The sequence below is a fragment of the Thermomonas flagellata genome (genome assembly GCF_022419185.1).
GTDB classification, from domain to species: Bacteria; Pseudomonadota; Gammaproteobacteria; order Xanthomonadales; family Xanthomonadaceae; genus Thermomonas; species Thermomonas flagellata.
Genome location: NZ_JAJOZK010000014.1, coordinates 1 through 21,784 on the forward strand (window position 1 = coordinate 1; position 21,784 = coordinate 21,784).

Sequence of the window (21,784 nt, forward strand, 5' to 3'; positions counted from 1 at the left end):
ACTGCCAGACGCCCGCACAAGTCACCTGCGCACACTGTCAAAGATCCGAAAGACCAGCCTCAGCGCCGTCTCCCATCCCCTCAGATCGCTTACCGCCCGAGGGAGCCGCACATCATACAGGACTTTGCAAGAACGTCAACACCCCAGATGCCGGTTTTTTGCGTTCCTTCAGGCGACCGTGCCGGCCCGCCGCGAGGGAGGCGCATGATGCCGGGCCGGCACCTGCCTGTGAAGTCTTGACCGCTTGACGCGAGTCGTGGCACGCGCGCAAGGTGCGCGGCCATCCCCACCGCCGAATGCCGCCCATGCCGCTGCGCTCCCTGCTCGCCTTCGCCGCCGCCACTCTGCTGTCCGCCTGCGCCGCCGCGCGCGAGCCGTATGTGGAGCTGCAGGGGCACCGCTACACGGTCGAGATCGCGGCCACGGATGCGCAGCGCGCGCAGGGGCTCATGTTCCGCGACGCGCTCGCGCCCGGCCACGGCATGCTGTTCATCCACGATGCCGAGGAGCCGCAGGCGTACTGGATGAAGAACACCCGGATCCCGCTGGACATCCTGTTCTTCGACGGCCGCCGCCGGCTGGTGACGCAACAGCGCGACGTGCCGCCATGCTCGCTCGGCGATGCCTGCCCGGCGTATCCCAGCAGCGCGCCGGCGCGCTACGTGCTCGAGCTCAATGCCGGCGAGGCCGCGCGCATCGGGCTCAAGGACGGCGCCGAGCTGCGCTTCGGGCCGGGCATCCCGGGCGCGCGCTGAGCGCGCCCGCGCGCCTCACACCTCGACCATCTCGAAGTCGTCCTTGGTGACGCCGCAGTCCGGGCAGGTCCAGGTGTCGGGCACGTCCTCCCAGCGGGTGCCGGGCGCGATGCCCTCCTCCGGCAGCCCGCGCGCCTCGTCGTAGACGAAGCCGCAGACGACGCACATCCACGTGCGGTAGGCAACGGCGGCGGACTGGCTCATCGGCGGGATAATGCGGGAAGACGGCCGGATTCTCCCACTGCCCGCCCCCGGAAGGAAGCGCGATGCCCCCCCTGCTGCGCCGCGGCCTGTACCTGATCACCCCCGACCTCGCCGATCCGGCGCCGCTGCCGGCGCGGGTGGCGCCGCTGCTGCCGTATGCCGCCGTCCTCCAGCTGCGCCTCAAGCGCGCCGCCGCGGGCGCGGTCGCCGAGGTGGCGCACGCGCTGGCGGCGCAATGCCGCGCCGCCGGAGTCGCGTTCGTGGTCAACGACGATCCGCACCTGGCCCGCGCGGTGGGTGCCGACGGCGTGCACCTCGGCGAGCACGACGGCGATCTTGCCTCCGCGCGCACGCTGCTCGGCCAAGCCGCGCTGATCGGGGTGTCCTGCTACGACGATCTGGCGCGCGCACAGCGGCTGGCCGATGAGGGCGCGGACTACCTCGCCTTCGGCGCATTCCATCCGTCCCCCACTAAACCGCAGGCCCGCCGCGCCACGCCCGCCCTGCTCGCCGCCGCGGCCGCGCTCGGGCGCCCACGCGTGGCGATCGGCGGGATCACCCCGCACAATGGCCGCGCGCTGGTGGCGGCCGGCGCCGATCTGCTGGCGGTGATCAGCGGGGTGTTCGACGCCGACGACCCCGTGGCCGCCTGCCGCGCCTACCTGACCTGCTTCGACGAGCCGACCGCATGAAGACCGACCATTCGCACGCCCTGTTCACCCGCGCCCAGGCGCTGATCCCCGGCGGCGTCAACTCGCCGGTGCGCGCCTTCAAGTCGGTCGGCGGCGAGCCGTTCTTCGTGCAGCGCGCGGAGGGGCCGTACCTGTTCGACGTGGACGGCAACCGCTACATCGACTACGTCGGCTCGTGGGGCCCGATGATCGCCGGCCACAACCACCCGAAGGTGCTGGAGGCGGTCATCGCCACCGCGCGCGACGGCCTGTCCTTCGGCACCCCGAATCCGCTCGAGGTGACGATGGCCGAGACCATCACCCGGCTGGTGCCCAGCTGCGAGATGGTGCGTATGGTCAATTCCGGCACCGAGGCTACGCTGTCGGCGATCCGGCTGGCGCGCGGCGCCACCGGCCGCAGCCGGATCGTCAAGTTCGAGGGCTGCTACCACGGCCACGGCGATTCCTTCCTGGTGCAGGCCGGCAGCGGTGCGCTCACGCTCGGGGTACCGACCTCGCCCGGGGTGCCGACGGCACTGGCCGACCTCACCCTGACCTTGCCCTACAACGACTTCGAGGCGGCCGCCGCGCTGTTCGCCGAGCGCGGCGAGGAGATCGCCGCGGTGATCGTGGAACCGGTGGTCGGCAATGCCAACTGCATCCCCCCACGCCCGGGCTACCTGCAGCATCTGCGCGAACTGTGCAGCCGCCACGGCGCGCTGCTGATCTTCGACGAAGTGATGACCGGCTTCCGGGTCGCGCTGGGCGGCGCGCAGGCGCGCTACGGCGTGGTGCCGGACCTGACCACCTTCGGCAAGATCATCGGCGGCGGGATGCCAGTCGGCGCCTACGGCGGGCGCGCCGCGCTGATGCGGCAGATCGCGCCGAGCGGGCCGATCTACCAGGCCGGCACCCTGAGCGGCAATCCGGTGGCGATGGCCGCGGGGCTGGCGATGCTGGAGCTGGTGCAGGCGCCCGGGTTCTACGAGACGCTGGAGGCGCGCACGCAGGCGCTGTGCGACGGGCTTCAGGCGCTCGCGCGCGAGGCCGGCGTCGCGTTCAGCTGCAACCGGGTCGGCAGCATGTTCGGCCTGTTCTTCAGCGCCGAGAAGGTGGAGACCTACGCCCAGGCCACCGCCTGCGACGTGGCGATGTTCCGGCGCTTCTTCCACGCCATGCGCGAGCGCGGGGTGTACCTCGCGCCGTCGGCGTTCGAGGCCGGCTTCGTCTCGATCGCGCACGACGAGGCGGTGATCGCGGCCACCCTCGAGGCCGCGCGCGGCGCGTTCGCGGCCTGCTGACATGGCCGGCCCGGCGCGCCGCGAGGGGGAGCCGCGCAGCCTGTTCGAGCGCGAGCACTGGCCGGCCAGCACCGCGGGCCTGCGCTACCGCCTGTACCGGGTGATCTTCCACCACGACAGTCCGGCCGAGCGCAACTTCGACCTGTGGCTGATCGCCGCGATCCTGGCCAGCGTGCTGGTGGTGATCCTGGACAGCGTGCCGTCCCTGCGCGCGCGCTGGCACCTGGTGCTGTATGCGGCGGAGTGGCTGTTCACCGGCCTGTTCACCCTGGAGTACCTGGTGCGGCTGTGGGTGGTGCGCAACCGGCTGCGCTATGCGCTGAGCTTCTACGGGCTGATCGACCTGCTGGCGATCCTGCCGACCTACCTGTCGCTGCTGTTCCCCACCAGCACCTCGCTCACGGTGGTGCGGGCGCTGCGCCTGCTGCGCATCTTCCGGGTGCTGAAGCTGGTGGAGTACTCCAGCGAGGCCGGGGTGCTGCTACAGGCGCTGTGGCGCAGCCGGCGCAAGATCCTGGTGTTCCTGGCCGCGGTGCTGACCGTGGTGGTGGTGTTCGCCGCGCTGATGTACCTGGTGGAAGGCCCGGCCAACGGCTTCACCAGCATCCCCACCGCGATGTACTGGGCGGTGGTGACGATGGCCACGGTCGGCTTCGGCGACATCGCCCCGCACACGCCGCTCGGGCGCTTCATCACCTCGGTGCTGATCCTGATCGGCTACAGCATCATCGCGGTGCCGACCGGCATCTACACCGCGGAGCTGGCGCGCAGCCTGCAGCCGCGGCGGATGCGCGTGCGCTGCCCGCAGTGCGGCCTGCCCGAGCACGAAGCCGATGCCTGGCACTGCCGCAAGTGCGGCCACGCCCTTCCCTCCAGCGACAGCGAGTGAGACCCCCATGCACGATGCGCATCCCCTGACCGTGGCCGTGCACGCCGGCCAGGCGCCCGACCCCGCGACCGGCGCGGTCGCCCCGCCCATCCACCTGGCCACTACCTTCCGCCACGGCCCCGCCGGCGAGCGCCTGGCCGGCTACGAGTACCAGCGCGAGGGAAACCCCACCAACGACCGCCTGCGCGAGGCGCTGGCCGCGCTGGAAGGCGGCGCCACCGCACTGACCTTCGCCTCCGGCATGGCGGCGATGACCACCCTGCTGGAGTCGCTGCCGGCGGGCAGCCGCGTGCTGTTCCCGGACGACTGCTACAGCGGCCTGCGCATGCTGTTCACTGAGTTCCTGCCCGCGCGCGGCCTGCGCGTCGAGACGGTGGACATGGGCGACCTCGACGCCGTGCGCGCGGCCTGCGCGGCGCCGCTGGCGCTGCTGTGGATCGAGACCCCGTCCAACCCGCTGCTGAAGGTCAGCGACATCGCCGCGCTCGCCGCCCTCGGCCACGCCGCCGGCGCACGGGTGGTGGTGGACAACACCTTCGCCACGCCGCTGCTGCAACGCCCGCTGGCGCTGGGCGCGGACATCGTGATGCATTCGACCACCAAGTATTTCGGCGGCCACAGCGACGTGCTGGGCGGCGCGCTGGTGTTCGCGCGCGACGACGACTTCGCGCGCCAGGTGGCGCACCGGCTGCACGTCACCGGCGCGGTGCTGGCGCCGTTCAGCGCCTGGCTGATCCTGCGCGGCTGCCGTTCGCTGGGTGCGCGCATGGCCATGCACTGCGCGAACGCGCGCGCGCTGGCGCAGTTCCTCGCCGGCCATCCGGCGGTGGCGCGGGTGCACTGGCCCGGCCTGCCCGCGCATCCGGGGCATGCGGTGGCGGCCGCGCAAATGCACGACTTCGGCGCGATGCTGAGCGTGCAGCTGCGCGGAGGGCGCGCGGCCGCGCTGGCGGTGGCCGGCCAGCTGCGGGTGTTCACCAACGCCACCTCGCTGGGCGGGTGCGAGTCGCTGGTGGAACACCGCGCCTCGGTGGAAGGCGCGCACCCGCGTTCGCCGCAGGACCTGCTGCGCGTCTCGGTGGGGCTGGAGGACGCCCGCGACCTGGTGGCGGACTTCGCGCAGGCGCTGGACGCGCTGCCGGCCTAGGCCTGCGCCGCCGCAGCGTCGGCGGCGAACCAGAGCACGGCGCGGGTGCCGCGCCCGGGCGCACTGTCGAGCACGAGCCGCCAGCCGCAGCGCTGCGCGAGGCGGTGCGCGATCGCCAACCCCAGCCCGGGACCGGCATCGCCATCGGCGCCGCGCCGGAACGGCTCGCACGCGCGCGCCAGCAGCGCCGCGTCCATGCCGCTGCCGGTATCGGCGATCTCCAGCCGGTCCGCATGCAGCTGCAGCGCGATCCGGCCCTGCGCGGTGTAGCGCGCGGCGTTGTCGAGCAGTTTGTCGAGGATCACCGCCAGCGCGCGCGGCGAGGCGTGCAGCTGCGGCGCGGCGTGGTACTCCGCCGCCAGCGTCAGCGGACGCCCTTCGAGCTCGGGGCGCAGCCGCGCCAGCGCCGCCTCGACCACCGCGCGCACGGCGACATCCTGGGCCTCGGCCACCACGGCCTCGTCGCGCGCCAGCAGCAGCAGCGCGTCCACCAGGTCGTGCATGGCGGTGCCCGCGGCCTGGATGCGCTCCACCTGCCGGCGTGCGCGCGGCGGCAGGTCGGGCTCGCCCTCCAGCAGGTCGGCGGCGATTCGGATGACCGTGAGCGGGGTGCGCAGCTCGTGGCTGGCGGCGCGGGTGAAGTCGCGCTCGCGCAGCAGGCAGTCCTCCATCCGCTGGCCGAGGCCGTGCAGCGCATCGGCCAGCCGCCGCGGCTCGGCCGGCAGGTCGGCGGGAATGCGCGCCGGCGCGAACGCCTGCGGATCGGGCCGGCGCGGATCCCAGCGCAGGACCTCGCCGAGGATCCAGTCCACCGGCGCCAGGGTGCGCCGGGTGGCGCGCCAGGCCAGCCAGGTCGCGCCCGCGATCGCGGCCAGCGCGATCAGGATGGTGGCCAGCGCTGGCAGCGCCAGCGGCATCAGCTCCCCGCCGAGCGCGGCCAGCACCAGCATGCACAGCAGCACCACCAGGCTGACGATCGCCACCTGGAGCAGGAACACCAGCCGGATCTGGCGCCAGGAATAGCCCATGCGCGCCCCGCGCGGGCCGCCTCAGCCCGGCTGCGCCGACAAGTCCGCGATCCGGTAGCCGGCGCTCTGCACGGTGTGCAGCAAGGGCTTGTCGAAGGGCTTGTCGATCACCTTGCGCAGGTTGTAGAGGTGGCTGCGCAGGGTGTCCGAGTCGGGCAGGCCGTTGCCCCAGATCTCGCGCTCGATCTCCTGGCGGCTGACGACACGCGGGGACTCGCGCATCAGGATGGTCAGCAGGCGCAGCCCGATCGGCGAGAGCTGCAGTTCGGTGCCGGCGCGGCTGACCCGCAGCGCGGCCGGATCCAGCACCAGGTCGGCCACCCGCAGGATCTCGCCGCCGACCTGGCGGCGTTCGCGCCGGATCAGCGCGCGCAGGCGCGCCTCCAACTCCTGGATCGCGAACGGCTTGGTCAGGTAGTCGTCGGCCCCGGTGGTGAGGCCGTCGAGCTTCTCCTCGAGGGTGTCGCGCGCGGTCAGCATCAGGATCGGCGTGGCCTTGCGCGCCTCCTGGCGCAGGCGGCGGCAGACCTCCATGCCGTCCAGCCGCGGCAGCATCAGGTCGAGCACGATCACGTCGTAGGTGTTCTCGCAGGCGAGCCGATAGCCGTCCATGCCGTCGCCGGCGTAGTCCACCTCGAAGCCGCGGCTCTCCAGGTACTCGCCGACCATCTCCGAGATGTTGCGGTTGTCCTCGACGATGAGGACCAGGCCGGCCTGTTCGTGTGCGCGCATGGACTCCGTTTCCGAATCGTGGCAACCGCGGCAGGATTCCCAGCGCCGGGTGGATGCGGCGTGAAAGCGCGCGGGCGGTGCCGCCCGCCGCGCCGGGAACGCGGTCAGAAGGGGATCTTGCCGGTCAGGATGTCCTTGAACATCACCCAGTCGCCGGCGAACGAATAGAACGGATGGCGGAAGGTGGCCGGGCGGTTCTTCTCGAAGAAGAAATGCCCGATCCAGGCCAGGGCATAGCCGGACACCAGCGCCGCCAGCAGCCACCACGGATTGCCGCGCAGCAGCGCCAGCAGCAGGAAGCCGAGCGCCAGGCTGCTGCCGGCGAAATGCAGGCGCCGGCAGGTGCGGTCGCGGTGCTCGCCCAGGTAGAACGGGTAGAACTCGCGGAAGCTGGAGAAATGCGTGGCGTCGCCCATGGCGAGGACTCCTCTGGACTGTATGCGGGACGGGGCCAGCACGCGGCCCCGCGGGATCGGCAGCGGGTCGCCTGCGGCCTCACACGCATCGCCCGTGCGTGGCTCGACGGGCTCGCCACGATCGGGACGCGCGTCAGCCGGCCTCCTGCGCCTGCGCCGGGAGGCCCGGCCCGCCGGCCTTCTCGGCGGCCTTCGCCTGCTCCCAGTAGCGATCCTGCGCCGCCAGCGGCTGGCCGGCAAGCCCGCCGTCGGCGGCGGCCAGCGCCTCCATCGCGCGGAAGCGCCGCTCGAACTTGGCGTTCGCGCGGCGCAGGGCGGCGCCGGCATCGATCCCGGCATGCCGGGTGAGGTTGAGGCAGACGAACAGCAGGTCGCCCAGTTCGTCCTCCAGGCGGTCGCGCGCGGCGGCATCGTCCGGATCGTCCGCGACCGCGGCGAACTCCGCGCGCACCTCCTCGATCTCCTCGTGCAGCTTTGCGATCACCGGCGCCGGGCCGGGCCAGTCGAAGCCGACCTTGGCCGCCTTCTGCTGCAATTTCACCGCGCGCAGCCATTCCGGCAGCCCACGCGAAACGCCGGCCAGCGCCGAGGGATCCGTCTCCCCCCTGGCCGCGCGCTCGGCGCGCTTGATCGCCTCCCAGCCTTGCAGCACCGCACCCGGCTCGCCGGCCTGCGCGGTACCGAACACGTGCGGGTGCCGGCGCACCATCTTGTCGCAGATCGCCGCCACCACGTCCGCGAAGGCGAACGCGCCGGCTTCCTCGGCCATGCGCGCATGGAACACCACCTGCAGCAGCAGATCGCCCAACTCGTCCTTCAGGTCGTGCAGGTCGCCGCGGTCGATCGCATCGGCGACCTCGTAGGCCTCCTCGAGGGTGTACGGCGCGATGCTGGCGAAGGTCTGCGCGAGGTCCCACGGGCAGCCGCCGTCGGGGTCGCGCAGGCGCGCCATGATCGCCAGCAGAGTGCGGATGTCGCGCGGGTCGCCGGGGGCGTCGGTCATGCGGGCAGGCGGGCGGTGAGGGCGGGGTCGCCGACGGCGATGAAGTCGCCGTTGAGCAGGCTGTCGCGCTGGTTGTAGCGCAGCGGGCGGCCGCGCGCGTCCAGCACCGCGCCGCCGGCGGCCTCCACGATGGCCTGCCCGGCCGCGGTGTCCCACTCGCTGGTCGGGCCGAAGCGCGGGTAGAGGTCGATCGCACCCTCCGCGATCTTGCAGAACTTCAGCGCCGAGCCGCAGCCGACCACCTCGCTGCCGGGCAGCGCGTCCAACAGCGCCTGCGTGCGCGCGTCGCGGTGCGAGCGGCTGGCGGCGATCCGCAGCGGCGGCACGGCCGGCCGGCGCGCGCGGATCGGCTGGTCATCGGCGCCCGCGCGGCGGAACGCGCCCTGCCCCGGCGCGCCATGCCACAGCAGGCCGGTCACCGGCTGCTGGATCAGCCCGAACACCGCCGTGCCGTCCTCGACCAGCGCGATGTTGATGCAGAACTCGCCGTTGCGCTTGACGAACTCGCGGGTGCCGTCCAGCGGGTCGACCAGCCACAGCCGGCGCCAGCCGCGGCGCGCGGCGATGTCGGCCGTGCGCGACTCCTCCGACAGCACCGGGATGCCGGGGGTGAGCGCCTGCAGGCCGTCCAGGATGCAGCGGTGCGCGGCGAGGTCGGCGGCGGTCAGCGGCGAGCGGTCGTCCTTGTGCTGCACCGCGAACTCGCCCTCGTACACCGCCAGGATCGCGGCGGCCGCGCGCCGCGCGAGCGCGGCCACGCCCTCGCGCAGGGCCTCATCCATGCGCCTGCTGCTCCAGCCACTCGCGCGCCAGGAACAGCGCGGCGATGCTGCGCCCCTCCGAGAAGTCCTCGCGCAGGATCAGCTGGCCGAGGTCGGCCAGCTTCCACGGCACCACCTCGAGTTCCTCCGGCTCGTCGCCGGGCAGGCGCTGCGGGTACAGGTCGCGCGCCAGCACCAGGTGGGTCTGGTGGCTCATGTAGGTCGGCGCCAGGCTCAGCCGGCGCAGCACGCGCAGGTCGCGCGCGCCGTAGCCGGCCTCCTCCATCAGCTCGCGGTTGGCCGCCTGCTCCGGGGTCTCGCCGGCGTCGATCCGGCCCTTCACCAGCCCCAGTTCGTAGCGGTGCACGCCAGCGGCGTACTCGCGCACCAGCAGCACGGTCTGAGGATCCAGCAGCGGCACCACCGCCACCGCACCGTGGCCGCGGCTGTGCAGGCGCTCGTACAGGCGGCGCTCGCCGTTGGCGAACTCGAGGTCGAGCCGCTCCATCCGGTACGGGCCGGCCTCGTGCTGGGTGATGCCATGGATCACCGGCAGACGCTGGCGCATGCGCGGCCCTCGGCGACGATAATGGCGCGATGAAGGCGATTCACGATGGCCCCATGATACCCGCCGCCGCCGAGGACTGGCGCGCGCGCGACCTGGCCGTGCTGTGGCATCCCTGCACCCAGATGCGCGAGCACCCGCACGCGCTGCCGCTGTTCCCAGTGGAACGCGGCGAGGGCGCCTGGCTGGTGGGCATGGACGGCCGCCGGGTGCTGGACGGGATCAGCAGCTGGTGGACCAATCTGCACGGGCATGCCGAACCGCGCATCGCCGCGGCCATCGCCCGCCAGGCGCGGACGCTGGAGCAGGTGATCCTGGCCGGATTCTCGCATGCGCCTGCGGTGGAACTGGCCGAGCGCCTGCTCGCCCTCGCCCCGCGCCAGCCCGGGCGCGACCCGCTGGCCAAGGTGTTCTATGCCGACAACGGCTCGGCCGGGGTCGAGGTGGCGCTGAAGATGGCGTTCCACTGGTTCCACAACCGCGGCATCGCCGGGCGCACCAAGTTCATCGCGCTCACCGGCAGCTACCACGGCGAGACCCTCGGCGCGCTGGCGGTGGGCGACCTCCCGCTGTACCGGCGGGTGTACGCGCCGCTGCTGGCGGAGGCCCTGTTCGCGCCCTCGCCGGATGCCTTCGGCAGCGTGGACGCCGCCGACGCCGAGCGCAAGGCGGAGGCCGCCGCCGATGCCCTGCAGGCGCTGCTGGAGGCGCATCCCGGCGAGGTCTGCGCGCTGATCGTCGAGCCGCTGCTGCAATGCGCCGGCGGCATGCGCATGCACCACCCGGCCTACCTGCGCCGCGCGCGCGCGCTGTGCGATGCGCACGGGGTGCTGCTGATCGCCGACGAGATCGCCACCGGCTTCGGCCGCACCGGCACCCTGTTCGCCTGCGAGCAGGCCGGCATCCAGCCGGACCTCTTGTGCCTGTCCAAGGGCCTGACCGGCGGCTTCTTGCCGCTGTGCGCGGTGCTCGCCACCCAGGCGATCTACGACGGCTTCCTCGACGATTCGCGCGAGCGCGCGTTCCTGCATTCGCACAGCTACAGCGGCAACCCGCTGGCCTGCGCCGCGGCGCTGGCCTCGCTGGACATCCTGGCGCAGGACGCCGTGCTCGCGCGCAACCGCGCCACCGCCGCGCGCATGGGCGCGCTGGCGGCGCAGTTCAGATCGCATCCGCAGGTGGCCGAGGTGCGCCAGACCGGGATGGTGGTTGCGATCGAGCTGCACCCGGAGACCGGCAATACCGAGGACGGCCATGCGGTGGAGATCGCCGGCCGCCGCGGCCTGCGCATGTACCGCGCCGCGCTGGACGCCGGCGCGCTGCTGCGCCCGCTGGGCGACGTGCTGTACTGGATGCCGCCCTATTGCGTGGGCGAGGCCGAGCTGCAAGTGCTGGCACGCGCCACCGCCGCCGCGCTGGAGGAGGCCGCCCGGTGCGCCTGACCCGCTGTTATGTCGACGGCCCGCTGGCGCCCGGCGCCGAGGTCCTGCTGCCCGAGGAGGTCGCCAACCACCTGCTGCGGGTGTTGCGCCTTTCGCCCGGCGATGCCTGCGTGCTGTTCAACGGCGATGGCCACGACTACGCGGCGCGCCTGCTTGCCGCCGACAAGCGGCAGGCGCGGGCGCAGGTGCTCACCGCGCGCGCGGTCGCGACCGAATCGCCTCTGCGGATCACCCTGCTGCAGGGCATCGCCCGTGGCGAGAAGATGGATTTCATCCTGCAGAAGGCCACCGAGCTGGGCGTGGCGCGGGTGCTCCCGGTAGAGAGCGAGCGCAGCGAGGTGAAGCTGGCGGGTGCACGCGCGGACAAGCGCCTGGCGCACTGGCGGCAGGTGGTGATCGCCGCCTGCGAGCAGAGCGGGCGCGCGCGCGTGCCGCAGGTGCTGCCGCCGCAGCCGCTGGCCGCGGCCGCGGCGCTGCGCGAAGGCCGCGGCTTCCTGCTCGATCCGCAGGCAAAGACCGCGCTGGCCGCGCTGCGCGGGACGCCGCTGGCGGCCTGCACGCTGGCGATCGGGCCGGAAGGCGGCTGGTCCCCGCGCGACCGCGCGCAGTTGGAGGCGGCCGGGTTCGGCGGCCTGCGCCTGGGGCCGCGGGTGCTGCGCACCGAGACCGCGGGGCTGGCGGCGATCGCGGCGCTGCAGGCGCTGGCCGGGGATCTTGGCTGAAGCCGGGGCGGCGCTCAGGCCGCCAGCACGGCGCGGATCTCGCGCTCCAGGCGCGGCAGATCCGGCACCACCGCGGCATCCTCGTTGAGCATCACCTGCGCCAGCACGCCCGGCGGCAGTTCCCCGGCCTCCGCGGGGAGCGCGCGCAGCGCCTGCTGGGTCACGGTCACCAGGCGCGGGAAGCCCTGGGTCAGCACCGCGAAGTACGGCTGGCGCGGATCGCCGCCGAGCGCCTTGAGCACGACCACCTTGCTGCCGAAGCCGGCCTCTTCCTGCAGATGGCCGGCGAAGCGCGCGAACGCGACCAGCGGCACCCGCCAGCCACGCCAGCGGATGCGACCGAGCAGCCAGTCCGGCGCCCCCTCGACCGGCTCCGGACGCGCATAGGACAGCACCTCGGCGATGGTCGCGTTGGGCAACAGCAGACGGGTGTCGGCGACCTGCACCAGCACGCCGCGGATGATGGGAGCGCTATCGGACATGGGACACCTCAGGCAGACCAGCGTTGCAGCAGGCGGCGCACGAGCCCGGCCACCGGCTCGGCCTCGCCGCCGCGGGCCACCAGTTGCTGGCTGGCGGCCGGATCGTAGCAATTGTCCGCCGCCTGGCCGAGCGCGAGCCCGCCGCCGAGGCGGATCGCCAGCGCGGTGTCCACCAGCCCGGCGTCCGCGCCGCTGAGCAGCAGCAGCGCGCTGTCGGCCGGCGGCAGCGCGGCGAAGCGCGGATCGCCCGCGACCTCCGCCAGCTGCAGGCCGCCGGGCGCGGCAACCACGTCCAGCCGTGCGGGCAGCACGTACACGCTGCCGGCGCGCAGCGGTTCGCCGGCCTGCGCCAGCACCACCGGCAGCGCGCTGACCCGCTGCATCTGCCGCACCAGGCGGTCGTAATGGCCGCCTTCGATGCGCTGGTCCAGCACCACCGGGCGCGGGAAATGCGCCGGCAGCGCCGCCAGCAGCTGGCGCACCACGTCCGGCCCGCCGAGCCCGGCGGCGATCACGACCGCGCCGGCCAGGCGCGGGGCGCTGCGGCGATCGGCCGCCGGATCCAGCTCCACCTGCGCGGCGGCGAGTTGGATGCGGCGCATGTCCTCCTCGAAGCGCAGGTCGGCCTCGGCCATGCCACCCGAGGCCCCGGCTGCCGCCGCGCCGGCAGCCGGCGGCAGCACGTCGGCATGCCCGTGCAGCTTGGCGCGCAGGTGGCGCGCCCAGCGCGCCGCCTCCCAGCCCTCGCGGCGGGCGGCCACGTCGGCATCCTCGAACAGCGCATCCAGCGTCGGGTCGGCCAGCAGGCCCTGGTAGCGGTCGAGCACCTGCTCCACCATCGGATCGAGCACCACCAGCACCGCCTCCGGCGCGTGCGCGCGCACCAGCGCCTCGTCCGCGACCAGGGGATCCAGGCACGCGGCCAGCTCCGCGCCGGCCTGGGCCAGCGCTTCCTGGGTGCGTTCGCAGGCCACGCCCGGCCGCGCCAGCAGCACCACCCGCCGCCGGTTCATTGCGGCCCGCCGTCACCGCTGCGTTCGAGCTTCAGCAGCTCGAACACGTTGCGCATCAGCTCCGGCTCCTGGTAGGGCTTGCCGAGGTAGCGCTCGACGCCGATCTGCATGGCGCGCTCGCGGTGCTTCTCGCCGGTGCGCGAGGTGATCATGATGATCGGCACCTGGCGCATGCGCGGGTCGCCCTTCATCGCAGTGGCCAGCTCGTAGCCGTCCATGCGCGGCATCTCGATGTCCAGCAGCATCAGGTCCGGGATGACATCCGCCATGCGCTCCAGCGCGTCCAGGCCGTCCTTGGCGGTGACCACCTCGAAGCCATGGCGCTCGAGCACGCGCCCGGTGACCTTGCGCATGGTGACCGAATCGTCCACCACCATGACCAGCGGCACCCGGCGCGTCTCCTGGGCGACCGGCGCCGGGGCTGCGGCCCGCGGCAGCGCGGCGTGCCGGCGCACCAGCGGCGCCACGTCGAGGATCACCACCACCGAGCCGTCGCCCATGATGGTGGCGCCGAAGATGCCCGGCACCGAGGCCAGCTGCGGCCCGCCCGGCTTGACCACGATCTCGCGGTTGCCGAGCACCGCGTCCACCGCCACCGCGGCGCGCAGGTCACCGGAACGCACCAGCAGCAGCGGCATCTGCAGCTGGCCTTCGGCCTTCGCCGGCGCGGCGCCGACCAGCGCCCCGAGGTCGTGCAGGGCGTAGTCCTCGCCGCCGTAGCGGTAGCTCGCGTCCGCGCGCGCCAGTTCCTCGCGGGCGATGCGGCCGACGCCGCGCACCGAGGCGATCGGCACCGCGTAGCGGGTCTCGCCGATCTTGACGAACACCGCCTGGGTGACCGCGAGCGTCTGCGGCAGGCGCAGGGTGAAGGTGGTGCCCTGGCCCGGGGTGCTGGCGATGTCGATCGAGCCGCCGAGCTGGCGCACCTCGCTGGCGACCACGTCCATGCCCACGCCGCGGCCGGCCAGGCGGCTGACGCTGTCGGCGGTGGAGAAGCCGGGCTCGAGGATCAGCACGTCGAGGTCGGCGTCGGACAGCTGGGCGTCGGCGGCGATCAGGCCGCGCTCCACCGCACGCCGGCGGATCGCGGCGCGGTCGAGGCCGGCGCCGTCGTCGCCGACCTGCAGCACCACTTCCGAGCCCTCGCGCCGGATCGCGATGCGGATGCTGCCCTCGGCGGGCTTGCCGGCCGCCGCGCGCGCCTGCGGGCTCTCCAGCCCGTGCGCGATCGCGTTGCGCAGCATGTGCTCGAGCGGCGCGGTCATGCGCTCGAGCACGTTGCGGTCGAGCTCGCCCTGCGCGCCCTCCAGGCGCAGCTGCGCCTGCTTGCCGGTCTCGGCGGCGGCCTGGCGCACCACCCGGCGCAGGCGCGGCACCAGCGAGTCGAACGGCAGCATGCGCGTGCGCATGAGGCCTTCCTGCAGCTCCGAGCTGACCCGCGACTGCTGCAGCAGCAGGGTCTCGTATTGCCGAGTCAGGTCCTCCATCGAGCCGTGCAGGCTCTGCAGGTCGGCCGCGGATTCGGCCAGCGCGCGCGAGAGCTGCTGCAGGGTGCTGAAGCGGTCGAGCTCGAGCGGGTCGAACACCTCGTTGCCGGCCTCGCTCTCGCGCTGGTAGCGGGCGATGATCTGCGCCTCGGTCTCCGCATCCAGGCGGCGCAGCTGGTCGCGCAGGCGGATGTTGGTGCGCTCCATTTCCTGCGCGGTGCTGCGGAAGGCCGCCAGCTGCTGCTCGAGGCGGGCGCGGTAGATCGCCACCTCGCCGGCGTAGTTCACCAGCTTGTCGAGCAGGTCGGCGCGGATGCGCACCTGCTCCTGCGGCGCGCGCATCGCCAGGTCGTCGTCATCGATCCCGGGCGCCGCGGCGATCGGCGCCGACAGCGGCTTGAGCTCCGGCCGCCGCGGCGCCGGGACGTCTGCCACGGCCGCGGCCGCGGGCGGTGCCTGGACCGGCTCGGCGGCGCCGAGCGCACGCGCGTTGAACTGGTCGATCAGGGCCTGCGGCAGGCCGATGGCGCGGCGCGCGGCGGTGCGGGTGACCATCGCGTGCAGGCGGTCGAAGCCGCGCTCCAGCAGCGGCACGCCGTCGGCGCCGAGCTCGACCCGCTGCGCGGCGACCGCCTCGAGCAGGCTCTCCATCGCATGCCCGAGTTCGCCGATCGCCAGCAGGCCGGCCATGCGCGCGCCGCCCTTGAGCGTGTGCAGGTCGCGCTGCAGGCCGACCACTGCCTCGCGGTCCTCGCGGTTCTCGCGCAACTGCGCCAGCAGGCCGTCGGCGTGGTCGAGCAGGTCGCCGCCTTCCTCGACGAAGATGTCGACCAGATCGGCGTCCAGCCCCTCCATGTCCAGCGGCGCATCCGGGTCCTCGGCGGCCGCCGGCAGTGCCTGCAGCATGGCCGCGGCCGCCAGCTCGCGCGCTTTGGCCAGCGCGGCGGCCTCCTCGGCGCGGCGCTGCGCCTCGCGGCGTTCGGCCTCGGCGCGTTCGGCCGCGCGCCGCTCCGCCTCCAGCCGCTCGGCTTGCGCGCGCGCGGCGGCGATGCGTTCGGCTTCCAGGCGCTCGGCCTCGCGGCGGGCTGCTTCTTCCGCGGCCGCCTGCTCGGCGGCCAGACGCTCGGCCTCCAGACGTGCGGCTTCCTCGGCCGCCTGGCGCTCGGCTTCCTGGCGGGCGGCCTCCTCCGCGGCCAGACGCTCGGCTTCCTGGCGGGCCGCTTCCTCCGCCGCCAGACGCTCGGCCTCGAGGCGCGCGGTTTCCTCTGCCGCCAGACGCTCGGCCTGTTCCGCGGCCACGCGCGCGGCCTCGGCCTCCTCCGCCGCGCGGCGCTCAGCCTCGAGCAGCGCGGCTTCGCGGGCCGCCTGTTCGGCGGCCTGGCGTTCGGCCTCGAGGCGGGCGGCCTCCTCTGCGGCCAGGCGCTCGGCTTCGCGGCGGGCCGCTTCCTCCGCGGCGGCCTGTTCCGCCGCCAAACGTTCGGCCTCCAGGCGTGCCGCCTCCTCGGCGGCCAGACGCTCGGCTTCCTGACGCGCCGCTTCCTCCGCGGCCTGGCGTTCGGCCTCGAGGCGGGCGGCCTCCTCTGCGGCCAGGCGTTCGGCTTCGAGACGCGCGGCTTCCTCCGCGGCCTGGCGCTCGGCTTCCTGACGCGCCGCTTCCTCCGCGGCCAGGCGTTCGGCTTCGAGACGCGCGGCTTCCTCGGCGGCGAGACGCTCGGCTTCCAGACGCGCCGCTTCCTCCGCGGCCAAACGCTCGGCCTCGAGACGCGCGGCTTCCTCCGCGGCCAGGCGTTCGGCTTCGAGACGCGCGGCTTCCTCCGCGGCCAGACGCTCGGCCTCGAGACGCGCGGCTTCCTCCGCGGCCAGACGCTCGGCCTCGAGACGCTCGGCCTCGAGACATGCCGCTTCCTCGGCGATCATGCGGTCGACTTCGTCGCCCGCGCCGGCGAGGTCGGCCGCCACCTCGGCCAACGGCGGCGCGAACGGCACCGTGGCTTCCGGCTGCGCATCGCGCAGCGCGACCAGGGTGGCTGCAAGGGCGGCATACACCGGCACCGCCTCGGGGGTGTGCTGCAGGGCGTGGGTGGAGGCGCGGATGGCGGCGACCAGCGCCTCCATCGCGTCCAGGCCGGCGGCGTCCATCGGCCGCGCCGCGGCGCGCAGGCGCTTGGCATAGCCCTCGGCGGGCGCGGTGAAGGCGGTCACCGTCGGCACTTCGGTCATCGCGAAGGCGCCGTTGAGGGTGTGCAGGGCGCGCACCACCGGCTCGTCGACGTGGGCGTCGCCGCCGCGGGCCTGCGCCAGCCACGCCTCGATCGTGTCCAGATGGCCGCCGACCTCGGTACCGAGGATCTCCAGCAGCACCGGGTCCACGTGCACGGCGAGCACTTCCGGCGCCTCGGCCGGCGCCGGTTCTGGCTCCGCCTCGAGCGGCGCCGCGGCGGATGCCGGGGCGGCCGCAGGCACGGCCTCCAGCACCACCTCCTCGCCGGCGGCGAGGCGGTCGGCCACCGCTTCCATCACCTGCAGGTCGAGCCCGAGCAGGGCCTCGCCGCGCAGCGCGGCATGCAAGTGCGGCAGCGCCTCGCGCGCCTGGCCGACGAACGCGACCACCGCCGGGCTGGCCGGGCGGCTGCCGTCGAGCACGCGGTTGAGCATGTTCTCCACGTGCCAGGCGAATTCGCCCAGCACCTTGGCGCCGACCAGCCGGCCGCTGCCCTTGAGGGTGTGGAACACGCGCCGGATCGGGCGCAGCTGCTCGAGGTCCTCCGGCGCGCGCCGCCAGGCCGGCAGCAGGGCGTCTAGGTTGGCGATCTCCTCCTGGAATTCGTCCAGGAAGATCTCGCGGATCTCATCGTCGATCTCCTCGCCGGCGGTATCGAAGCCGGCATGCGCACCGGGCGCGGCCGGCACTGCCGCCACCACCGCCGCGGGAGCGGGCGCGGGCGCGCTGTCCTCCGCCTCGGGCTCGGCGTCGGCCGCGATCGCAGCCTCGGGCTCCGGCGTCGTGGCGGAGGCCGCCTCGCCCACGGCCTCGGCCGCGAACTCCTCCGACTCCGCCATCGCTGCCTCCGCGGCGGCATCGCGCGCGGCGGCCTGCGGCGGCTCCTCGGCCCGCGGCGCGGCAGCCTGCGGGATCGGCCACGCGGCGAGGCGCTCGAGGCTGGCGCGCGCCTTCTCGAGCATGTCCTGGCGCTGGCCGACCGTCTGCGGCAGCGCCTCCAGGTAGTACTCCATCCCAGCCAGCGCATCGGCCAAGTCGTCCAGGCGCGCGGCAGCGGGCACGCGGCGCGCGCCCAGCAGTTCCACTTCGACGTGGCGGCGCAGGGCGTCGAGATAGCCCGCCGGCTCCGGCCGCTGCAGGATGCGCAGCGCGCCGGCGACCTCGCCGAGCAGGCGCGGCACCTGCGCCAGCGCATCGTGGCTCCAGCCGGTCTCGACGAACGCGACGAACGCGTTGCGCACCTCGGTGAAATTGGCGATCGCCTCGCGCGCGACGCTGGCCATCACCCGCCGCGACTCCTGCGCCAGCGGATCGGCGTCGCCGGCCTCGGCCTGGCCGAGGCGCGCCACCTGGTCGTCCAGCGAATGGTCCACCTGCAGCAGCACCTCGGCCACCGCCAGCAGGTCCTGCTCGCGCGCCGGGCGGCGCCCGTCGGCCGCCTCGGCCAGCACGTCGCGCTGCGCCAGCAGCAGGCTGCGCACGCCGTCCAGGCCGAGCATGCCGAGGGTCTCGGCGATCCGCTCCAGCGCCTGCGCCTGCGGCTGCAGGTCGGTCGGATTGGACAGCCCCGCGCGCAGGTGCAGGTCGAGCACATCCTTGACCCGCAGCAGGTCCTCCTTCAACGCCGCGGCCACGGTGTCCAGCAGCGCGCGGTTGCGCCCGGCCAGGCTGCCGCGCGCATGCTCCAGTTCGTCCGCGGTCGGCTCGACCAGCAGCGCCGGCAGCGCCTCGCGGCCGAGCGCGGGCTGCCCGCGCGCGGCGCGCAGCTCGTTCAGCAGCGGCAGCAGCACGATCGGGATGTCGCGGTGGCCGCCCTGCAGCCGCTCGAGGTAGTCCGGCAGCTGCACGATCCCGCGCAGCAGGACGCTGCAGGCCTCCTCGCGGTCCGCCGCCGCCCCGGCGGCGAGCGCCCGCGCCAGCTGCTCCATCTCCTCGGCCACCATCGCCGGCGCCTGCAACTCGAGCATGCGCAGGGTGCCCTGCACCTGGTGCAGATGCGCCGCCGCGGCCTGCATCGGCGCCGCGTCCTGCGGCGCTTCCAGCCAGGCCTCGATCTCCAGCCGCGCCTGGCGCAGGGTCTCGTCGATCTCCGGCTTGACCCAGCCGAGCGCGGCCAGGTCGATCGCGTCCTGCACTGCCGTGTTCATCGCGAAACCCTCCTGCCGCCGCGGTCCGTCGCGGGGCACGCCTGGATGTTGCCGTTCATGCCGGTCGATCCGCCGTTCAGGCCGGCAGCTTGAAGTCCGCGACCGAGCGGCGCAGGTCGGCCGCCAGCTGCGCGAGGGTGCCGATCGACTGCGCGGTCTGGTTGGCGCCCTGCGCGGTGCGCGCGGTGATCGACTGGATCGTGTGCATGGTCTGGGTGATGTCGGTGGCCGCGTAGGACTGCTGCGCGGCCGCCGCGGAGATGCCTTCGATCAACTGCGACAGGTCGGCCGACACGCGCTCGATCTCGCCCAGCGCGGTGCCGGCGTCCTCGGCCAGGCGCGCGCCTGCGACCACTTCCGAGGTGGTCTGCTCCATCGAGGACACCGCCTCGTTGGTGTCGGCCTGAATCGTCTGCACCAGCGACTCGATGCGCTTGGTCGCGTTCGAGGAGCGTTCCGCGAGGCGCTGCACTTCGTCCGCCACCACCGCGAACCCGCGGCCGGCCTCGCCGGCGGAGGCCGCCTGGATCGCCGCGTTCAGCGCGAGGATGTTGGTCTGCTCGGAAATGTCGTTGATCAGTTCCACGATCGAGCCGATTTCCTGCGAGCTCTCGCCCAGGCGCTTGATGCGCTTGGAGGTCTCCTGGATCTGGTCGCGGATGCTGTCCATGCCGGCGATGGTCTGCCGCACCACCCCGGCGCCGTTGGTCGCGATCTGCACCGAGCGACGCGCCACCTCGGCGGACTCGGCGGAGTTGCGCGACACTTGGTTGATGCTCGCCGCGATCTCGTTGATGCGGTCGGAGGCGGAGTTGATCTCCTGCGCCTGGTGCTCGGCCTCCTCGGCCAGCTGCAGCGCGGTCGCCTGGGTCTCCTGCGCGCTGGCGGCGACCTGCACCGAGGTGTCGTTGATCGTCTGCACCAGGGTGCGCAGCTGCTCGACCGCGAAGTTGATCGAGTCGGCGATCGCGCCGGTCATGTCCTCGGTCACGGTCGCCTTCACGGTGAGGTCGCCCTCCGCGAGCGAGCCCATCTCGTCCAGCAGGCGCATGATCGCCTCCTGGTTGCGGTCGTTGAGTTCCTTGGTCGTCTGGTAGCGGATGCGGTCGGCGCGGCCCATCGACCAGATCAGGCCGACCAGCGCGGCCAGCGCCAGCAGGCCGGAGATGATGCTCACCCACACCCCGCCGATGATGCTGGTGTCCTTGACCGAGCCGAACGAGGTCAGGGCGTTGAACAGCTTCTCGCCGTCGCCGAGCAGCTTGTCGGAGCCGGTCGCCAGCGCCTCGGCCGAGGTCTGCGCCTTGATCAGCGCGTCGGAGCTGCCGACGATCGCGTTGAGGTCGCTCTTCATGCCCTGCCACAGCGTCCACGCCTGGTTCAGCGGGCCGACCGCGCCGGCCGCGGTGACCTTGGCGATGTCCTCGCCACCGTTGCGCAGCGCGTTCATGGAACGGTCGAACACCGCCGCGTCGCGGCCGAGCGCGTCCGCCGCGACCTTGGCGCCCGGGCCGCCGGCGCGCAGCTCGGCGATCCGGCGCGCCATCGCCGCCGAGGTCACCACCTGCTGCAGCGCGGTGAACACCTGGCCGGAGCTGGCGCCGCCGGAGGCCAGGCCGCGCACGACCTCGTTCAGCTGCGCCTGCAGTTGCGGCACCTTGGCGGTGAAGCTGTCGGCCTTGCCGGCCAGGCCCAGCACCGCCTGCTGCGAGGCCAGGACCTCGTCGGCGCGCTTGGCCAGCGGCGCCCAGGTCTCGCTCACGGTGCGGATCGGGCCGCCCACGTCCGGGGAGTCGCCGAAGCGGTCGTTGAGCATCTTCACGTCGGCGTCGACCTGGTCCTTGGTCGCCTTGAACGCCGCGAACGCCTGCGCGTCGCCGCCGATCGCCTCGCGCGCCTGGTTGGCCAGGCGCTGCGAATCCAGCTGCAAGCGCGAGGCCGCACCGCTGGCGCCGCTCAGGCGCGCGGTCTTGGTGACCGCGTACAGGGTGTTGCCGGCGAACACCACCAGCGCGCCGACCAGCAGCCAGATCCAGAAGTTGGTGCTGAGGCTGCGGCCCTTGCCGGCGACGGTATCCATCAGAGTGCTCATGTTGCGACCTCGGCTTGCGGGGATGGCGGCGTCATGCCGCGGCTTGGCGGAACTCGGGGGTACGGGCCAGGCGGTCGAGGCTGAACTGGCCCCACAGCTGGCCGTCGAGGCGGAATGCGCGCTCGATGAAATGGGCATAGCGGCCGGCGGACAGCTCGCCGGCCTCGGCGGGATCGGCGGCATCCCCGTCCATGAAGCTGCGCTGGCCGTAGAGCTCGTCGATCGTCACCGCGACGTCGCCCCCGGGCTGGCGCACCACCAGCACGCGCTGGCCCTCGTGCAGCACGGTGCGCTCGCCCTCCAGGAACTGCTTGAGGTCGACCACCGGCAGCAGGGTGCCGCGCACGTTGGCGACCCCGAGCATCCACGGCTGGGTGCCGGGCACCGGGGTCAGCGCCGGCAGGGTCAAGATCTCGACCACCTCGCCGAAGCCGGACGCCAGCCGGCGGCTGCCGACCCGGTAGGCGATCCCGCGCCACAGCCCGGGTGCATCCAGTTGCTCCGGCAGGCCGACCACGTGCGCCAGGCTGCGCCGCTCGTATTCGGCCAGGACCAGGAACGGCGACTGCCCGGCCAGTTCGAACTCCGCCAGCAGCGGGGCCGCCGATGCCGCCGGGGCCTCCGCCGTGGCGGGCTCCGCGACTTGTCCGGCGCGCTCCTCGTGCGCGGCATCGGCATCCTCCGCCGGCGCGACCGCGGGGGCGTG

At 73.7% G+C, this 21,784-nt stretch carries 19 protein-coding genes; 7 read left to right on the forward strand and 12 right to left on the reverse strand.

Annotation, left to right across the window (positions count from 1 at the left end):
- Positions 1-305 precede the first annotated feature (305 nt).
- Positions 306-755 carry a DUF192 domain-containing protein gene (locus ML340_RS11640; RefSeq protein ID WP_240099827.1) on the forward strand — a complete coding sequence of 150 codons (450 nt, stop codon included), beginning with the start codon at positions 306-308 and terminating at the stop codon, positions 753-755.
- A 15-nt stretch (positions 756-770) separates the two neighbouring features.
- Here the strand turns inward: ML340_RS11640 and ML340_RS11645 are convergent, their stop codons facing one another.
- Positions 771-959: a rubredoxin gene (locus tag ML340_RS11645; RefSeq protein ID WP_240099829.1), complete on the reverse strand. Its 189-nt coding sequence runs from the start codon at positions 957-959 to the stop codon at positions 771-773.
- 62 nt (positions 960-1,021) lie between these two features.
- Between ML340_RS11645 and thiE the strand changes: the two genes are divergently transcribed.
- The 4 genes from thiE to ML340_RS11665 are packed head-to-tail and all read left to right on the forward strand — an operon-like array spanning position 1,022 to position 4,967.
- A complete protein-coding gene (gene thiE / locus ML340_RS11650) occupies positions 1,022-1,651 on the forward strand; it encodes a thiamine phosphate synthase (protein ID WP_240099831.1) in 630 nt (209 codons plus the stop codon).
- Positions 1,648-2,931 (forward strand): glutamate-1-semialdehyde 2,1-aminomutase, encoded by a 1,284-nt coding sequence (hemL, locus tag ML340_RS11655; RefSeq protein ID WP_240099833.1) that lies wholly within the window; start codon positions 1,648-1,650, stop codon positions 2,929-2,931. Before thiE ends, hemL begins: the two co-directional genes overlap by 4 nt.
- Before the next feature lies 1 nt (position 2,932).
- Positions 2,933-3,820, forward strand: a complete 888-nt coding sequence (locus ML340_RS11660) for an ion transporter (protein WP_240099835.1) — start codon at positions 2,933-2,935, stop codon at positions 3,818-3,820.
- Positions 3,821-3,827: 7 nt separating this feature from the next.
- Entirely contained in the window at positions 3,828-4,967 is a 1,140-nt protein-coding gene (locus tag ML340_RS11665) for a trans-sulfuration enzyme family protein (RefSeq protein ID WP_240099837.1), read from the forward strand.
- Here ML340_RS11665 and ML340_RS11670 read toward each other — a convergent pair.
- The 6 genes from ML340_RS11670 to nudE form a co-directional block, all read right to left on the reverse strand.
- Complete coding sequence (locus ML340_RS11670; protein ID WP_240099839.1) at positions 4,964-5,995, reverse strand: sensor histidine kinase; 1,032 nt, start codon at positions 5,993-5,995, stop codon at positions 4,964-4,966. The two genes, ML340_RS11665 and ML340_RS11670, sit on opposite strands and share 4 nt — an antisense overlap.
- 21 nt (positions 5,996-6,016) lie before the next feature.
- Positions 6,017-6,727: a response regulator transcription factor gene (locus ML340_RS11675; protein ID WP_240099841.1), complete on the reverse strand. Its 711-nt coding sequence runs from the start codon at positions 6,725-6,727 to the stop codon at positions 6,017-6,019.
- A gap of 104 nt (positions 6,728-6,831) precedes the next feature.
- Positions 6,832-7,143: an Mpo1-like protein gene (locus ML340_RS11680; RefSeq protein WP_240099843.1), complete on the reverse strand. Its 312-nt coding sequence runs from the start codon at positions 7,141-7,143 to the stop codon at positions 6,832-6,834.
- 133 nt (positions 7,144-7,276) lie between these two features.
- Positions 7,277-8,146, reverse strand: a complete 870-nt coding sequence (gene mazG, locus ML340_RS11685; RefSeq protein ID WP_240099845.1) for a nucleoside triphosphate pyrophosphohydrolase — start codon at positions 8,144-8,146, stop codon at positions 7,277-7,279.
- Positions 8,143-8,928, reverse strand: a complete 786-nt coding sequence (cysQ, locus tag ML340_RS11690; protein WP_240099847.1) for a 3'(2'),5'-bisphosphate nucleotidase CysQ — start codon at positions 8,926-8,928, stop codon at positions 8,143-8,145. Before cysQ ends, mazG begins: the two co-directional genes overlap by 4 nt.
- Positions 8,921-9,475: an ADP compounds hydrolase NudE gene (gene nudE / locus ML340_RS11695; protein WP_240099849.1), complete on the reverse strand. Its 555-nt coding sequence runs from the start codon at positions 9,473-9,475 to the stop codon at positions 8,921-8,923. Before nudE ends, cysQ begins: the two co-directional genes overlap by 8 nt.
- A 53-nt stretch (positions 9,476-9,528) precedes the next feature.
- Here nudE and ML340_RS11700 point away from each other — a divergent pair, with 53 nt between their 5' ends.
- Both ML340_RS11700 and ML340_RS11705 read left to right on the forward strand, forming a co-directional pair.
- Positions 9,529-10,914 carry an adenosylmethionine--8-amino-7-oxononanoate transaminase gene (locus tag ML340_RS11700; protein WP_425608317.1) on the forward strand — a complete coding sequence of 462 codons (1,386 nt, stop codon included), beginning with the start codon at positions 9,529-9,531 and terminating at the stop codon, positions 10,912-10,914.
- Positions 10,905-11,636: a 16S rRNA (uracil(1498)-N(3))-methyltransferase gene (locus ML340_RS11705; RefSeq protein WP_240099853.1), complete on the forward strand. Its 732-nt coding sequence runs from the start codon at positions 10,905-10,907 to the stop codon at positions 11,634-11,636. The genes ML340_RS11700 and ML340_RS11705 overlap by 10 nt, the downstream gene beginning before the upstream one ends.
- A 14-nt stretch (positions 11,637-11,650) precedes the next feature.
- On the opposite strand, the gene ML340_RS11710 is transcribed toward ML340_RS11705, so the two are convergent.
- The 5 genes from ML340_RS11710 to ML340_RS11730 all read right to left on the reverse strand — a co-directional run bounded on the left by ML340_RS11710 (position 11,651) and on the right by ML340_RS11730 (position 21,655).
- Positions 11,651-12,118, reverse strand: coding sequence for a chemotaxis protein CheW (locus ML340_RS11710; RefSeq protein WP_240099855.1), 468 nt, complete (start codon positions 12,116-12,118; stop codon positions 11,651-11,653).
- 8 nt (positions 12,119-12,126) lie between these two features.
- Positions 12,127-13,131, reverse strand: coding sequence for a chemotaxis protein CheB (locus ML340_RS11715; protein ID WP_240099857.1), 1,005 nt, complete (start codon positions 13,129-13,131; stop codon positions 12,127-12,129).
- Positions 13,128-18,986 carry an Hpt domain-containing protein gene (locus ML340_RS11720; RefSeq protein ID WP_240099859.1) on the reverse strand — a complete coding sequence of 1,953 codons (5,859 nt, stop codon included), beginning with the start codon at positions 18,984-18,986 and terminating at the stop codon, positions 13,128-13,130. The genes ML340_RS11715 and ML340_RS11720 overlap by 4 nt, the downstream gene beginning before the upstream one ends.
- A 76-nt stretch (positions 18,987-19,062) precedes the next feature.
- The gene (locus tag ML340_RS11725; protein ID WP_240099861.1) at positions 19,063-21,078 is read right to left on the reverse strand and encodes a methyl-accepting chemotaxis protein; all 2,016 of its coding nucleotides are present in this window, start codon (positions 21,076-21,078) and stop codon (positions 19,063-19,065) included.
- A gap of 31 nt (positions 21,079-21,109) precedes the next feature.
- Positions 21,110-21,655 (reverse strand): chemotaxis protein CheW, encoded by a 546-nt coding sequence (locus ML340_RS11730; protein WP_240099899.1) that lies wholly within the window; start codon positions 21,653-21,655, stop codon positions 21,110-21,112.
- Positions 21,656-21,784: the final 129 nt, after the last annotated feature.